Annotated in this window: 13 protein-coding genes and 1 pseudogene; 5 read left to right on the top strand and 9 right to left on the bottom strand. The window is 43.2% G+C overall.

Annotated features, from left to right (window positions below; translation table 11 throughout):
* Window position 1: 1 nt before the first annotated feature.
* On the bottom strand, window positions 2-718 hold the full coding sequence (locus ACXHJ2_RS06270; RefSeq protein ID WP_058710248.1) for a metal-dependent hydrolase: 717 nt from the start codon (window positions 716-718) through the stop codon (window positions 2-4).
* A gap of 350 nt (window positions 719-1068) precedes the next feature.
* On the opposite strand from ACXHJ2_RS06270, the gene ACXHJ2_RS06265 reads away from it, so the two are divergent.
* Together ACXHJ2_RS06265 and ACXHJ2_RS06260 are read left to right on the top strand one after the other, a co-directional pair.
* Window positions 1069-1782, top strand: a complete 714-nt coding sequence (locus ACXHJ2_RS06265; protein ID WP_165079552.1) for an expansin EXLX1 family cellulose-binding protein — start codon at window positions 1069-1071, stop codon at window positions 1780-1782.
* Window positions 1783-2012: 230 nt separating this feature from the next.
* Window positions 2013-4274 carry a helix-turn-helix domain-containing protein gene (locus ACXHJ2_RS06260; RefSeq protein ID WP_165079551.1) on the top strand — a complete coding sequence of 754 codons (2262 nt, stop codon included), beginning with the start codon at window positions 2013-2015 and terminating at the stop codon, window positions 4272-4274.
* 73 nt (window positions 4275-4347) lie between these two features.
* Here the strand turns inward: ACXHJ2_RS06260 and ACXHJ2_RS06255 are convergent, their stop codons facing one another.
* The 5 genes from ACXHJ2_RS06255 to ACXHJ2_RS06235 all read right to left on the bottom strand — a co-directional run bounded on the left by ACXHJ2_RS06255 (window position 4348) and on the right by ACXHJ2_RS06235 (window position 9967).
* Window positions 4348-5889 carry an extracellular solute-binding protein gene (locus ACXHJ2_RS06255; protein WP_165079550.1) on the bottom strand — a complete coding sequence of 514 codons (1542 nt, stop codon included), beginning with the start codon at window positions 5887-5889 and terminating at the stop codon, window positions 4348-4350.
* 111 nt (window positions 5890-6000) lie between these two features.
* Window positions 6001-6894, bottom strand: coding sequence for a carbohydrate ABC transporter permease (locus tag ACXHJ2_RS06250; protein WP_058829923.1), 894 nt, complete (start codon window positions 6892-6894; stop codon window positions 6001-6003).
* Between the two features lie 18 nt (window positions 6895-6912).
* Complete coding sequence (locus tag ACXHJ2_RS06245; RefSeq protein WP_013372218.1) at window positions 6913-7905, bottom strand: ABC transporter permease; 993 nt, start codon at window positions 7903-7905, stop codon at window positions 6913-6915.
* A 232-nt stretch (window positions 7906-8137) separates the two neighbouring features.
* Entirely contained in the window at window positions 8138-8914 is a 777-nt protein-coding gene (locus ACXHJ2_RS06240) for an NAD-dependent epimerase/dehydratase family protein (RefSeq protein ID WP_165079549.1), read from the bottom strand.
* Between the two features lie 165 nt (window positions 8915-9079).
* Window positions 9080-9967 (bottom strand): DMT family transporter, encoded by an 888-nt coding sequence (locus ACXHJ2_RS06235; protein WP_013372220.1) that lies wholly within the window; start codon window positions 9965-9967, stop codon window positions 9080-9082.
* 147 nt (window positions 9968-10114) lie between these two features.
* Here ACXHJ2_RS06235 and ACXHJ2_RS06230 point away from each other — a divergent pair, with 147 nt between their 5' ends.
* Entirely contained in the window at window positions 10115-10864 is a 750-nt protein-coding gene (locus ACXHJ2_RS06230) for a YdcF family protein (protein WP_165079548.1), read from the top strand.
* Between the two features lie 104 nt (window positions 10865-10968).
* Here ACXHJ2_RS06230 and ACXHJ2_RS06225 read toward each other — a convergent pair whose 3' ends face one another.
* Window positions 10969-11430, bottom strand: coding sequence for a 2-thiouracil desulfurase family protein (locus tag ACXHJ2_RS06225; RefSeq protein WP_165079547.1), 462 nt, complete (start codon window positions 11428-11430; stop codon window positions 10969-10971).
* Window positions 11431-11585: 155 nt separating this feature from the next.
* Window positions 11586-11812, bottom strand: a pseudogene (locus tag ACXHJ2_RS06220) (sigma factor); the annotation flags it as partial.
* A gap of 221 nt (window positions 11813-12033) precedes the next feature.
* Between ACXHJ2_RS06220 and ACXHJ2_RS06215 the strand changes: the two are divergent.
* Window positions 12034-12663, top strand: a complete 630-nt coding sequence (locus tag ACXHJ2_RS06215; protein ID WP_090738707.1) for a TetR/AcrR family transcriptional regulator — start codon at window positions 12034-12036, stop codon at window positions 12661-12663.
* Complete coding sequence (locus tag ACXHJ2_RS06210; RefSeq protein ID WP_031461833.1) at window positions 12660-13634, top strand: alpha/beta hydrolase; 975 nt, start codon at window positions 12660-12662, stop codon at window positions 13632-13634. Before ACXHJ2_RS06215 ends, ACXHJ2_RS06210 begins: the two co-directional genes overlap by 4 nt.
* 344 nt (window positions 13635-13978) lie before the next feature.
* On the opposite strand, the gene sigK is transcribed toward ACXHJ2_RS06210, so the two are convergent.
* The gene (gene sigK, locus ACXHJ2_RS06205; RefSeq protein ID WP_025365394.1) at window positions 13979-14680 is read right to left on the bottom strand and encodes an RNA polymerase sporulation sigma factor SigK; all 702 of its coding nucleotides are present in this window, start codon (window positions 14678-14680) and stop codon (window positions 13979-13981) included.

Genomic DNA, 14680 nt, shown 5'->3' with positions numbered 1-14680 from the left:
CTCAAATTAAATGTTTGTACCGAAGTAAAGCAATCACTACAAGTACAGCTGTTAAAGTAATACAGATATTTTCTACCTTTGTTCCCTTCCGGGTTCCGGTACTCATTAATCTAAATCGTAGCTTCCATTTGAATGGTGGCAAAGGCTTAATCCCGTTATTCGTCAAGGAATCTGCCAATAAATGCAGTAAGTACGCTATCCCTCCAGCCAGCCATATACTATCGCCATGCAAACGTGTCGTACCATAAAGCAGCGCGGTCCATGCTACTGTGCCATACACCGTGTGCGTCAATCCTCGGTGCGGAACAAGCGTACATATGATCAGCAGACACCCGGCGATATAATTCCACGGTGCATATGATTCCCCATACCAGGCTAGGCCGATACCAATTAGAAAAATGATAACTTTACGCATAGACCGTGAAGGCATAAAAGAAGCGCTGATCATCAGCAAAGCCAAAACAAGATTCCAGGGCGGCGGAGCCAAACGGGTGAAAAACACCCAACCCGCAGCCCCAATCATTAGAAGCTGTACGAGTCTAAGCATTTTGTTCGGTAACGCACGGCTAACAAGCATGGAGTTAGGCTCGTCAATATCAGGTAGCAATGAACCAACCACAGCGGCTGCCACGGCAGCCGGAGTCACTTCGTATCCACTTAAGGCTAATACCGACAGGGAGACCCCGGTTCCAATAATTAAATGGGCTCTTCCCATCATGATGCATAACATCCTTTCGTTGCAGCATACACAGAGTCGACATCACTCTATTTGAATCAGCATGATTCGATTGTATACGACAATCAAAACGAGAACAATAGTTCGCTTATTCTATTTAAAAGACTTCATCCAAAAGTCCTAGTTTCGCCCTCATTACTTAACCCTCCCCTTATTTTTTATCTGTACAGCCATTTCTTAAAAAACACACCATATGGCCCATAGGTAGGTCGACAAATATTCCCAACATTTTCTTTTTGCCTCAAAGTCCTATTGTACAATTTGGAATATTAGGTAATATAGTGTTTATATTTACTATATAAATCTATTAAATGAACAAGGAGGAAATGATTATGCGAGAAAAATCTCTGTTTCAAAAGTTCAAAACTATCGGTCTGACATCGTTGCTAAGTGTCGTATTGTTCGCCCTGCCCGCTTCAGCTGCCTGGAATGATACATACACCGGGTACGCCACATATACAGGATCAGGTTACTCTGGAGGAGCATTACTGCTTGACCCTATCCCTTCTGATGCCAAAATTACAGCGCTTAACCCCACACAACTGAATTATAACGGAATCAAAGCCGCATTAGCTGGAGCTTATCTGGAAGTACAAGGCCCCAAAGGAAAAACGACCGTCTATGTAACAGATTTATATCCTGAGGGTCCGAGTGGCGCACTTGATCTATCTCCGAATGCCTTCAACCTGATCGGCAATCAAAAAGATGGAAAAATCAATATTTCATGGAAAGTTGTCAAAGCTCCGGTTAGCGGCAATGTCTCTTACCGCATTAAAGAAGGCAGTAGCCAATGGTGGGCAGCCATTCAAGTACGCAATCATAAATATCCGGTCTTAAAAATGGAGGTCCAACAAAACGGGCAATGGCTTAATCTTGAAAAACAGGATTACAACCACTTTCTGGGTACTAACTTAGGAAAGCAGCCTCTGAAAATACGGATTACGGACATTCGCGGTGTCGTACTGAATGATACCATCCCAGCTCTAGCGGAAAATGGCACAGGCCAAGCCTATATCGTTAAAGGTAATGTTCAATTTCCTGACTAATTGAAATGCCGCCTCATCTTTACTTCGTTTCATTTGAACCAATAAAACAGGCCGGGAACCGACGCAATCTAGTTTGCGTATCCGTGTTCCCGGTCTTTTTACGAAAAAATCATTATTTTTCACAAAGAATCGGTTTGTTCACTGTCCTGTTCATAAAATCATACGTATAATGAATACATAAATAGGGTGTACTTTACAGCTACGTTCACACAGACAGGAGGCCTGTTCATATGAGCAATTTCAAAAAGCATCACAAGCTACACAGCAAATTGCTGGTCAGCATTACGTTATGTATAACACTAACGTTGCTGGTATCCACCACTGTATATTATTTCTACTATATTCGCGTGGAAAAGGAGCAGGCGTTCGAAGCCAATCACAATAGCTTGACGTTGAGAAGCAAAGAGGTCATCAACATGACATCTATTGCTCAATCGTTGGCATTCCAAATGTATCGCAGCAGTACCCTATCCAAGCTGTTGTATTATCCCAAACCCAATGTATATGATGTAACCGCTGCCATGACCGAATTAAATAATTATCTTAACTCCATGCCGTATATTGAATCCATTTATGTGTATAACCCTAAAAGTGACACTTTCTACATTGCGTCATCACAAGGCCAAAACGGGTTATTCAGCAAACATGAACTGGCTGATACAGATATCATTCGCGTGCTCGATCATTATCAGGACTACAAACCCTTTACGCCTATCCCACGTACGTATCCGTTGCTGTCTGCCTCAGACTCCGGAGCTGGCCTAGAGCAAGCAAGCCCAGACATCGCAGCCTATACGTATTTATGTTATGACGCAATCAACTCGAACGAAGCGATAAATTCGGCAGTGATTGTGAATGTATCGGCGGCCTGGATGAACAAGGAAATGGCGGCGAGCCCCGTCTCAGGCGGGACCGCTTATATTTTAGACGATCAAGGCAGACTGTTATCTGGGACGACGTTGACAGACGAAGCTTTGAACGAAAAAGAACAGCTATGGCTGCATACCAGAGTCAAAAAACAGGAAACAGGCTATTTTGTAGAAGAATTTCATGGTAAAAGATCACTGATTTCCTATACTTCCCCGGATGGACTAGGTTGGCAGTATATTAGTGTCACACCATATGAAAGCGTTATTAAAATGGCAAGTGTTATTCGTAATGCCATGGTACTGATCGCAGCCATCATCGGAATGGCAGGATTTGTGGCTTCCTGGCTGCTGTCCAAAATGTTGTATACGCCTATTGGCCAAATTGTTGTGCATATGAATTCACTGGAATCGGAAAAACGCAACAGTATGTATACGATCCGGCAAAACATTTTACGGAATGTGATTCGGGGAATCCGAAATCTTCCTGCTGGTGAAGAACCGGAACGACTGCGCGAGCTTGGGATTACGTTCCAGTTCGACAAAGACTATCGCCTTGTACTCCTGCGCATAGATGAATATGCCCGATGGCAAAGCGAGCGTGGACCTGATCTGCTACCCTACAAGTTTGCCATCATGAATATCGCTTCCGAAATATGCGGGCAGGCATACCGGGTGGAAACCGTTGATATGGATGAGGATAGCGTCCTGCTGATGCTCAATATTCTAGACCCCGCCGAACATACAGACACGGTACTACTGGAGACCCTATTACGCCAAATACGTGAAGCTTGTTTTGAATATTTGAAGCTGAGTGTATCACTAACCTACAGCGCGATTACCAATCAACCAGAACGGCTACATCTGCTGTACCGTCAGGTAGAGAACGCATCTATGCACCGTTTTTTTCAGGGTCATGGCTGTATTATTAATGCACGAAACACTACAGATGAAGATGTCCAAAATACTTATGTGTATCCATCGGATAAAGAAAAAAAATTGCTGGATACGCTGCTATCTGGTCATACGGAGGATACGCACCGGATGTTCAAAGATCTGTTGATGCATATGGAGAAATATCCGTTTTCCTCTGTTCGGGTGGCAATATCCCGGCTCATCATGAGTGTGAATAATGCCGTTCGGCATATAAGTGAACTCAATGGATTTGCTATCGAATCTAAACCTGAATTACCATCCGCAGATCGATTAGAGACCGCCGAGGATCTTATTGATCATTACCAATTGGTCTTTGATCAGATTCGCTCCAGTCTAGCGGAAAAACGAAATACGAAGCAAGAACGCTTGGTGCAACAGATCAATGAGCGAATGGAACAGGCCTATACAGATCCTAATTTCTGTCTCAATCAGATTGCGGAAGAGTTGGATTTGTCTCCAATTTATGTAAGTAGGCTTTATAAGCAACAAACCATGTCCACCATCGTAGACGTCATCCAGCAACTCCGTATTCGCAAAGCCTGCGAGCTGCTGGAACAGACCGACTGGTCGGTGGCTGAAGTGGCAGAACAAACCGGATTTGCAAGCAGTTCTTATTTCCACCGTATGTTCAAACGCAGCTTGGGCGTGACACCCACAGATTTTCGCCGTTCTAAAGCGAATGCGCAATAGGCGACATCAAAAAAGCAAGCCTCCATCTTTCTGGAGACTTGCTTTTCTACTTTAGATCACAGCCCTTTACGTTTTACTTGATCCCCTTCTCCTTCACATAGGCTTCCCATTGCTTGGTATATTCAGTTTGAATTTTCTCCAAACCAGCTTGGTTCGCCTTGTGCAAGAAGGTCTCAAGGCCTTGATCAACGTTGTCGATCAGCCCAGCTTGAAGTGGATACAGATACTGCTTCTCGACCTGTTCCAATGCCGCTTTTTCTGCTTGGTAGGTCGTATAGTCCTCTGCAAAGCCAGTAAACAGATCAGGCTTCTGGATTTTATCCAGCTCGGCAAAAATCTTCTTCACACGGTCAAAACCTGAATCAAACAGCATGTATTCCGGGTTACGCCAAGCCCAGCTGTTCATGCCTTCTCGGGAAAATCCATTCGTACTACCGCTACCTATCATATGATAGTAACCATCTTTGACTTCGTAGTTTTTGCCTTCGATGCCATATTGCGTAAGCAGGTTATAGCGTTTGTCCGTTACAAGCTTTTCATAAAAGGCCAATGCGCGAGCTGGGTTCGGACTGCTTTTTGGAATTGCAAAGCCATTATGAATCGGATGCACCGGAGTTGCATAGCCCGTGGTCAGCGGGAATGGATAGTACTCTAGCTTCCAGTCCGGGTGGGATGCTTTGAGCTTAATGACCATATCATTAAAGCGGGTTGGATTGTCGCCAAAAATACTCGCTGCTTTACCAGAAGTGACTTGATCCTGAAGCGTATCTTTTACGTTTAATACGTTTTTAGGAATGAATCCTTTATCGGCCCAGCGTTTGTAAGTATTCAGCTCTTCTTTTTGTTCATCTGAGCCCCAATATTTATATACCTCTGTTGGTTTTTCATATTTGATACCAATGCCATAAGGCAAAGCACCCACACTCTTTGTTACTAATTCGGTATATCGATCATGCAAATTTCCCTTGATATCGCTGTTCAAAGATACGGGCTTCATACTAGACTCATGCTGACGTATGCCATCCATGTAAGCCTCATAACTTTTGATGTCTGTAGGTTTAGGCAAATTGTACTTTTCGCGTAAATCCTCGCGCCATACAAAACCGTTTGTGACATATTCTTTATACGTACCAGGTACGGTATAAATTTTGCCTCCGATTTTAACCCCATCCCACATGTCCTGAGGCACAAATTTTTGCAAGGCAGGTGCGGCCTTAGGCAGCAGATCGTCTAATGGCAGGAATGCGCCCTTCTTGGCATAGGCCTGATACTGCGTCCAATCTGCAGTGAAGATCAGGTCGATAGGCTGACCCGAAGACAATAACAGCTTATATTTCTGATCCCAGTCTGTCCACGTCGTATAGTTAAATTTGACGGTGGCATTCAGATCTTTCTCCGCCAACTTATTGATCTCTGCCTCAATGGTAGGCAGGTCCTTAGGAGCATCACCCAGCATATAAAATTGCAGCTGTACTTTCTGGGCTTTATCATCCTCTCCATTTGCTGTTTGTGCGCTGTTTCCACTACCGCCCCCACACCCGGCTAAGAGCGCCATGATAACCATTACTGCAATCAGGATGGACATGCGTTGTTTTCTTTTCTTTGTGAATGTCATGTGAATCCTCCCTTTGAAATGGTATTCTGTTTAAATAAAACGCTTACAAAAGATGCTGCTTAGATGGCACGCCGTCAGCACGTCATGCCATCCCAGCTCTATAGTTCCGTTTTATCCTTTTACCGCACCAATGGTTAATCCCTTGACAAAGTAACGCTGAATGAACGGGTACAGTAGTAAAATGGGGCCCGTAACCACGATTGCCATTGCCATTTTAGTCGACTCTGTCGGCATATCGTTGGAAAGGGACACGCCGGTACCTGCACCCATTTGAGCAATAAATTGCATGGAGTTAATTACATTGTACAGATAGTATTGCAACTGGTATTTATGCGGGTCATTAATAAAGAGTGAGGACGAGAACCAGTCATTCCAGTAAGCCAAGGCCAGAAACAGCCCCACAGTGGCAATACCTGGTGTAGATAAAGGCAGTACAATTCGATAATAAATTTTAAAATCACCCGCACCATCAATTTTAGCAGACTCGAACAGCTCTTCCGGCATGGAGGAACGAATGAAATTTTTCATCAAAATAATCAGAAATGGAGTCATCAATCCCGGAAAAATAAGCACTGTATACGTATCGAGCAATCCTAAATACTTCGTAAGCATGATGTACCAAGGTACCAAGCCGCCTCCAAACAACGTCGTAAAGTAAATATAGAATGAAAACGCATTGCGGTATTTAAAATCTTTGCGTGCCAGCACATATCCCGCCATTGTCATCAGGAACAGGCCCAGCGTCGTACCTACAACCGTGGTAAAAATCGTCACCCCATATGCCCGCAACACCTCTTCAGGAAAGGTGAACACCGTCCGGTATCCTTCCAGCGAGAATTGCTGTGGAATAAAGTGATAGCCATCCCTGATAATCGATTCATTACTGGTTAGTGAAGCCGAGATAATAAGTAGGAACGGGAGTAAACAAGCAATGGATGCCACAATGATAACCACATAAGAAATGATTTTAAAAATCCGAGTGTATACATCCTCTTTGATCGCCATCCGCTTCGGTCCTCCTTTCTAGAATAAGGCATATTCGTCGTTCAACTTGCGGATGATATAGTTCACGGTCATAATCAGTACAAATCCGAACAAGGATTGGTACACGCCTGCCGCCGAAGCCATACCCACATCAAAAGTCACTTTCAAGGAACGATACACATAAGTGTCCAAAATATCTGTCGTATTGTACAGCACTCCGTTATTACCAATTAACTGATAGAATAGATCAAATTGTCCTTTCATAATACTACCCAGCGCAAATAACAACAGCACAACGAATGTTGACTTGAGCATAGGAACGGTAATGTACCAGATTCGTTGAAAAATGTTAGCTCCGTCTATTTTAGCTGCCTCATAATATTCGTCACTGATCCCTGTAATCGCTGCCAGGTAGATTACCATACTGTAGCCGAGATTTTTCCACAAATAGAACAGGATAATCAAGAAAATCCACACCCATGGTTTGTTATACACATCCACGCGTTCACCGCCGAATTGCAGCAGCAGCGTGTTCAGAAAACCATTATCATAATTAAATATGTTATACACGATGACACTTAGAATAACGAAGGAAACAAAATATGGCAGAAACATCACAGATTGAGTGATCTTTTTAAAGTAGCGACCTCGCAACTCATTCAGTAAAATGGCAAGGACAATCGCTAACACGTTGCCGAGTAAGATAAAAGCCGCGTTGTATCCAACCGTATTCAATGTCAATTTTGTCAGCGTGCCGGATTGCCATAGAAAGCGAAAATTCTGGAGTCCGACGAACTGGGCCTCAAAAAGGCTGGTATTGAAGTCGAACTGGGTAAATGCATAATAGATGCCGACCATAGGAATGTACGAATTTATGAAGAAAAAGATTAAAGTGGGCAACAACATCAGAAATAATACTCGATTGCGGATCAGTTCATAGAAGAAACCGTGTTTCCTACCTGTTCCCAGCCTACCGTTCAAGCGGGAATCCGTCGTAAGCATTGCAGAATTTTTGGGCATAGGCTGATTCAATGTGAGTCACTCCCCCTCTATATACATTACCGACTGCAAGGTTTGTAGCATCGCCGCCGTATAACTATATATTATGTAAGCGCATTCAAAGTGAAAAGTGAAGCCTCTCATGCTTCATGAACAAAGGAGTGTCTAGAGGAGTGAACAATTCGGATATTTGTGAAGTTTTGTGTAATATGAGGCGCCTGATCGACGCCTTAAGCTAATATAAAGCACATTTGGACAATCTGCTCTATTCCTTTTGTCCACCCTGAAAAGTGGTTTCATCTTGTTTCACATGAAATCCAATTTTCTTGGCATGCTCCAGCAACTCAGCAGCATTATCCTGCGGCTTATATCCGATTCGTTTTTCCAAGTAGCCAATATCATAATAATTATCCGTATTGGCTGATGTCCCATACAAGTTAAGATAATTCATCTCTGAAGGGGCCTCGATACAGCAGACGGTCAGATGGATCATATCGCGCTCAGAGATCCAAATATGAGCAGCGCGCTCCGAATGCGGTCGATCATCCCCAGGAAAATTACCGATGCGGATATTAATTGAAGATATTTTGCCCTGATCGGCATATAGCCGTCCTAGCAGTTCAATGTAGCACTTACTCAATCCATAAAAACTATCTGGTCGGTAGGGATCTTCTACATCTATGGTTTCGCCAACCTTATAAAACCCTGTAGCATGATTGGAACTGGCAAAAATAATGCGTTTTACCCCATTTTTAACCGCAGCTTCATACAGCTTATAAGCTCCGCTTACATTGCCAGACAGCACTTTGCCGAGGAAGTCCCCTTCATCCTTAATCCATGCAAAATGTAGTACCGTATCCACTCCGTGTGTAAGCTCAGCCAATCTTGCAGCATCATGTATATCCAGTTCGATAATCCCTGCTTCTTCATCCCTCTTCACATCAGCGGCGGTTATTTCATATTGCCCTTCCGCTTTTAGCCCTTCATAGAGTACTTTTCCAATTGTGCCCGCCGCTCCTGTAATCAACAATTTCCGTGCCATCGTCCGCATCTCCCTTCTTCTTTGACAGTGTGCCGTCATCCATAGCTTAACCAACTACCTAGAGAGGGAACCTTGTACCGTCATTCACTGCATTCTGTCACCTATAAAAAAAGACCCTGCTACCTGAGCAGAGTCCTTACTTGTTGCTTTTTTAAGATATTAATTTCAAGCTTGCCGCACTACCCTCACTCTGCGATTAACCAGATAAATGCTAAAGCCGATTAATACCAGACCGATTAGCAGAAAAGCCGTAATCGATTCGTGAAGCAGCATAGAACTGACAAATACTGAAATCACAGGCACCAAAAACGTATAGGAAGCGACCTTACTGGCATCCCCCGAATTGACCAACGTGAAATACAGCAGCCAGGATAGTGAAATTCCCAGCACAGTTCCGAATACCAGCCCTGACACATACGGAACATTCCACACGATGTCCGACCAGCTTTCCGTAACCGATCCAGCTCCTGTTAACACGATGCCTCCAAGCGTACATTGAAATGCGACCAGCCACAACGAATCCACACGCTGGTTGACCTTTTTCACATATACGGTTCCCAACGCCCAGCTCACTGCTGTAATAATGGCGATGATTACACCTGCGATAGCCACATGTCCTGAAAACCCTCCGACACTGACAGCTGCCACACCTAGAAAGCCAATGATCAATCCAATCACCTTGAGTTTGGACATTGATTCTCCCAGCCACATCCATGCAAAAATGCCGACCAGCACCGGCTGAAGATATACCAGCACAGAGAACAAGCCAGATGGAACATACATAAGCCCTACTGTTTGCAAACCATAAAACAGGACTACGTTAAAAATACCTGAAATAGCATACACTCGCCAATTTTCTTTCCAGCGAATACGATTCCATCTCGGTGCTAAAATCGCTCCCAATAGCAGACCACCCAACAGTGTGCGTAGCCCTGCAAACAAAAGGGGCGGCGTGTATTCCAGTGCAACTTTATAGATGGGCCAAGAAATGCCCCACAATACAACCAGTAGCGCGATCATCATTATCCGCTTGGCTGTCGTTAACTCTCCCATGATGCTCTCGCTCCTCTATGAAAAAAATCACTAGATTTTATATATTACGCCTACAAGACAACTTTATCAACAGAGGAATCCAGTCAATTGCCTATGTTACAATGTATCCAATAGATAAAACTTATAAGGATAGGAGGTTATCAGCACTTGATTTATTTCATCAAATTTCTATACAGCTTCGTGCTTCCTCCCGGTTTGTTTATCCTCGTGATGGCAGGGCTTGTAATCTGGCTATGGAAACGGGCGCGTAAACCTGCGATTGTACTGCTCCTTGTCACATTGCTGCTGTATATTTCATCGACCAATTTGGTTGGAGATGTGTTAATCCGTAGCCTAGAAAAGCAGTACCCACAGCCCCTTACTGTTCAAGGGGATGTTATTGTCGTACTTGGGGGCGGAGCTACAGAGGGAACTCCCGACATCAATGGACAAGGTAATCTGCTAGGGTCTGCGGCCAACCGACTGCTCACTGCGGCTAGACTGCATGAAGCAACAGGTCTACCTATCCTTTTTTCCGGTGGACAAGTGTTTGGAGACAGTGGTAATGAAGCGAATATTGCGCAGAGGCAGCTATTAGGACTCGGTATTCCGGCAAAGGATATTTTCATTGAAAATCGTTCCTTGAATACACAGCAAAATGCCGTATATACCTCCAAAATCCTAAAACAGCACCAGCTCACAAAACCTATTCTGGTGACCTCCGCATTCCATATGCCACGTGCTGCACTGGAATTTCAGCGCGCAGGTATGCAAACGACAGCTTATCCAACCGACTATCTGGCAAGTGAAAAATTGTCACTGTATGCTGCCAAGCTCTCACCGTCTGCTGGGGCCATATCTACAACCGGGACAGCCCTCAAAGAGTATTTAGGAATTTTGGCGTTAAAGCTTAAATAATGTTGATACACAGGTGTAAAACGGACACAGCACAAACAAGCGTCTTGCGCCCGCAGTTTATAAGCCAGTAAGCGATCAAGACGCTTGATCTACCATTACATATTCTAATGCAAGAAAATTTCCGATATTTGTTCTTCTGAAATAACTTTAAAGCCTTCCCTTTTTAACAAAGCCGAGGTTACCCCGTTGCCTGCGATTTTACGGTTTTCGAATGCCCCATTATAGATCGCTGCCGACCCACAGGACGGACTATTTTCTTTTAAAACAATAAGTGACGCGTTAACCTCTCTGGCTATATGCAGAGCTTCGTACGCACCTCTAATGTACATATCACTGACATCCTTGCCTGAAAACTCGATCACCTTGGCTGTGCCACTCAGCACATCCTCCCCTGTCCCTCCAACAATCTCAGCAGGCTCTCTCGGCGTCATAAAGCCCCCAAGTAGCTCAGGGCAGATCGTCATTGCCTTTTTTTCCTCTACCAACTTCTGAATATGTACATCCAGGCTATCCGTCCCGTTATATCGCACCTTCATGCCTGCCAAACATGAACTTACCAGAATCATTAGTTCACCTCATATCCATTGCTTTCATATTAAGTAATTAAAGTATAAACAAATTTTCTCAAAGAGTCATCGTGCGAAAATTTAGACTCGCCACTACGTCCGCGCTCCGTCAGGATATTTGTCCAGCTGATGACATAATCATAATCCTGTATTCAAATCTCGTTGCCTTCCTTTCAGTCCCTATAGGATCATGGAGTGATACGTCTTTGCGTGTTTTTTTCAGAGATTGCAAATGCATCAGGATCTCATTTTCTATACAACGAGCTGCAAATATTGCTAACTTGGTGCCTTTCCCATTCTGAAAGCTTTTAATGACCTTGATCAGTCCGATGGTACCGATGGATATAAGATCCTTCAAATCTTCGCCGGTGTTATCGAATTTAAGGAAGGCGGAACGTTTAACTCATCCAAAATAATCTGATAAAAACAAGCCTGAGGCGCATATTGGGCAGCACTCCGGCTTATTTTTATATGTTGAGGTTCATCCTGCTCGTAAATAAAATAAATTCACTCTTGCTATAAGTCGTAATTTTAGATATATTATTAATTAAATAATCAATCATTTAATTAATGAAAGTTTAGTTTAAAGAAAGGGGAATACATTTGGCAAGACCCATCAATGAAGAAAAAAGACTGGAGCGGCGTAAACGTATCCTAGAAGAAGCTGTTGTCCTGTTCGCAGAAAGTGGATATTCTAATACCACAATGGCTATCATTGCTCAGAGTGTGGGAGTGACTCCTGGAACCATTTTCCAATATTTTCCTAGCAAAGAAGCTTTATTCTACGCCGCAGTCCTTGAGCCGCTTGCTGATATTCAGGTGAAATCGCTTGCTTGTCTAAAAAAAGAAGGGACACCAGGCGTATTGATTAAGAGCATGGTGGCAGAACAATTCAACCATATCTACTCCTATATAAATGAATTGCGGCTTGTTCAATCTGTCTTAGGACAACGAATAAGATTCCCTGAACTTACACAGAAGGTCCTTGAAAGTGTAAAGGTAATGACAGATGCGATCGAATGCATCTATGCCAAGGGACAGTTAATGGGAGAATTCAACAAATGCTTTTCTCCAGCAATGATCTCTCGTGCCTATATCTCTTTCTTAAATGGAGTGGGCTTAACTCTTGGAGAAAGTATTATTCAGCATCCTGAGTGGGAAAATCTGAAGGAGCATGCCTTTTATTTGTTCGCACCCATACAACCTAAAGAAAAACCGGAGGAGTCTGAATGAGTCAAACATCATTACAACCCGATCTGACATTTAACGTTCGTGTGAAAAAACGGAAGAAAATTTTATGGAGCCTAGGAATCGTGCTTCTGCTTGTAATGGCTCTTGTATTTTTTATATCTTATAAAGTAGTAGACACCTTGTTGCACCATCCTAGAGACACTAATGTCAGCTACGAATTGAATATCGATAAAACACCCTACGAAGAGATCGAGTTCAAGAGTTTGAAAAATGATAATACGATTAGAGGTACATTCTTTCCTGCAAGTGGTCTTTCTGGTAAACCAAGTGATAAGACGATTGTTGTCGTCCATGGATATACGAGCAATCGTTTAGTCAAAGGGCGGACCCAAAAGTTAGTAGAGCATTTCGTTCCGAAAGGCTACAATGTATTGGCATTTGACCTCAGCTCGCAAGGTAAATCCGATGGTGACTTGATTACACTGGGCCTCAATGAAAAATACGATTTGCTAGGAGCTGTAAGCTACTTAAAATCCAGAGACCATACGGGTGATAACATTGGAGTTATCGGCTTTTCAATGGGTGCTGCTACTTCTCTGCTAGCCGCAAGTGAAAGTGATGACATCAAAGCCGTAATTGCGGATAGTCCTTTTCGTAATGCTGGTCTATTTCTGAGAGAGGGTTTGCCCTACTTTTCAGGTCTACCTGCATTTCCATTCAGTTATACATCGACATGGATGGCAAATTGGGTCTTTAAGGTTGATCTTGATTCCATATCTCCTATGAATGCGGTAAAAAAGATGCAAGACAAGCCAGTTATGCTCATTCATGGTACTGGAGATCAGCAAATCAGTTATAAAAATACAGAAATTATTTACGAGTCCTTAAAAGATAACCCAAAAGCAGAAGTATGGTACCCGCAAAATACGGAGCACATCGATGCCATCAACCATTACCCCACTGAATATTTCAAAAGAGTAGATCGCTTTTTGGATGAGTATGTAGGAAAATAAATTCAATCCAAGAGAGCCGACTAGCGAAAAAGCTTGTCCTGACGAAGTAAAAATACCCAATAATATCAAGCATTTTTAGCCTGTAGTGCAGAAAACCACTACAGGCTTTTATTTGCGTTTTAAATGAAAATACATAGCAAAATAGCTATTATTTAAGCGAAAAAAAACGGTAGTACGAGTACAGAGCATGTTGATAAAGACAAAAGACAAGTGTATGCTGTTTGCTGGTCAGGAGAAGATCCTTTTTGGAGATCATTTGAATAAAGACTCGGAATTGAATAAATGAACTAGAAAACAACGCGTTCTCTACAAGAGCAACGCGGCTTCAAATATCTCCTTATCCATTATCCCTTCTGCTTGTAAAATTCATGGTACAACTTCATCAGCGCGCGCTTTTCAATTCGTGACACATACGAGCGTGAAATTCCCAGTTCTCGTGCAATTTCCCTCTGTGTTCGTTCTTCTCCTCCAGCTTCCAGACCAAATCGGCCAATCACCACTTCTTTTTCACGGTCATCTAAAATATCCAGATTGCGATAGATTTTGCTCTTCTCGATTTTGAGCTGTACCTTATCTACAATATCGTCCGCCTCGGAACCAAGGATATCAATTAAAGTAATCTCGTTGCCTTCCTTGTCAGTCCCTATAGGATCGTGGAGAGATACGTCTTTGCGTGTCTTTTTCAGGGACCTTAAATGCATCAGAATCTCATTTTCTATACAACGGGCTGCAAATGTTGCCAGTTTTGTTCCTTTTCCGGTCTGAAAGCTTTCAATAGCTTTGATCAGTCCAATGGTGCCGATGGATATAAGATCCTCCAAATCTTCGCCGGTGTTATCGAATTTTTTTACAATATGGGCCACCAGCCTTAGGTTATGTTCAATAAGTGTGTTACGGGAATGTGCGTTGCCTTCGGCAAACAGCTTTAGGTGTCGAGCTTCCTCTTTCTCAGTCAATGGCTGCGGAAAGGCGTTGTTTTTCACGTAGGAAACGAGTAGCGTCAATTCCTTGATGAACAGAGCGATAGCACTAAATAGTCCGGGCAC

It is taken from the genome of Paenibacillus sp. ALE3 (assembly GCF_054113405.1).
The sequence above is the reverse complement of the archived record's forward strand: the minus strand, read 5'-3'. Positions and strand labels throughout refer to the sequence as shown.

Coding starts and splice junctions, on each gene's coding strand:
- ACXHJ2_RS06270 (WP_058710248.1), bottom strand. CDS start 718: ATGATGGGAAGAGCCCATTTAATTATTGGAACCGGGGTCTCCCTGTCG.
- ACXHJ2_RS06265 (WP_165079552.1), top strand. CDS start 1,069: ATGCGAGAAAAATCTCTGTTTCAAAAGTTCAAAACTATCGGTCTGACA.
- ACXHJ2_RS06260 (WP_165079551.1), top strand. CDS start 2,013: ATGAGCAATTTCAAAAAGCATCACAAGCTACACAGCAAATTGCTGGTC.
- ACXHJ2_RS06255 (WP_165079550.1), bottom strand. CDS start 5,889: ATGACATTCACAAAGAAAAGAAAACAACGCATGTCCATCCTGATTGCA.
- ACXHJ2_RS06250 (WP_058829923.1), bottom strand. CDS start 6,894: ATGGCGATCAAAGAGGATGTATACACTCGGATTTTTAAAATCATTTCT.
- ACXHJ2_RS06240 (WP_165079549.1), bottom strand. CDS start 8,914: ATGGCACGGAAATTGTTGATTACAGGAGCGGCGGGCACAATTGGAAAA.
- ACXHJ2_RS06235 (WP_013372220.1), bottom strand. CDS start 9,967: ATGGGAGAGTTAACGACAGCCAAGCGGATAATGATGATCGCGCTACTG.
- ACXHJ2_RS06225 (WP_165079547.1), bottom strand. CDS start 11,430: ATGATTCTGGTAAGTTCATGTTTGGCAGGCATGAAGGTGCGATATAAC.
- ACXHJ2_RS06210 (WP_031461833.1), top strand. CDS start 12,660: ATGAGTCAAACATCATTACAACCCGATCTGACATTTAACGTTCGTGTG.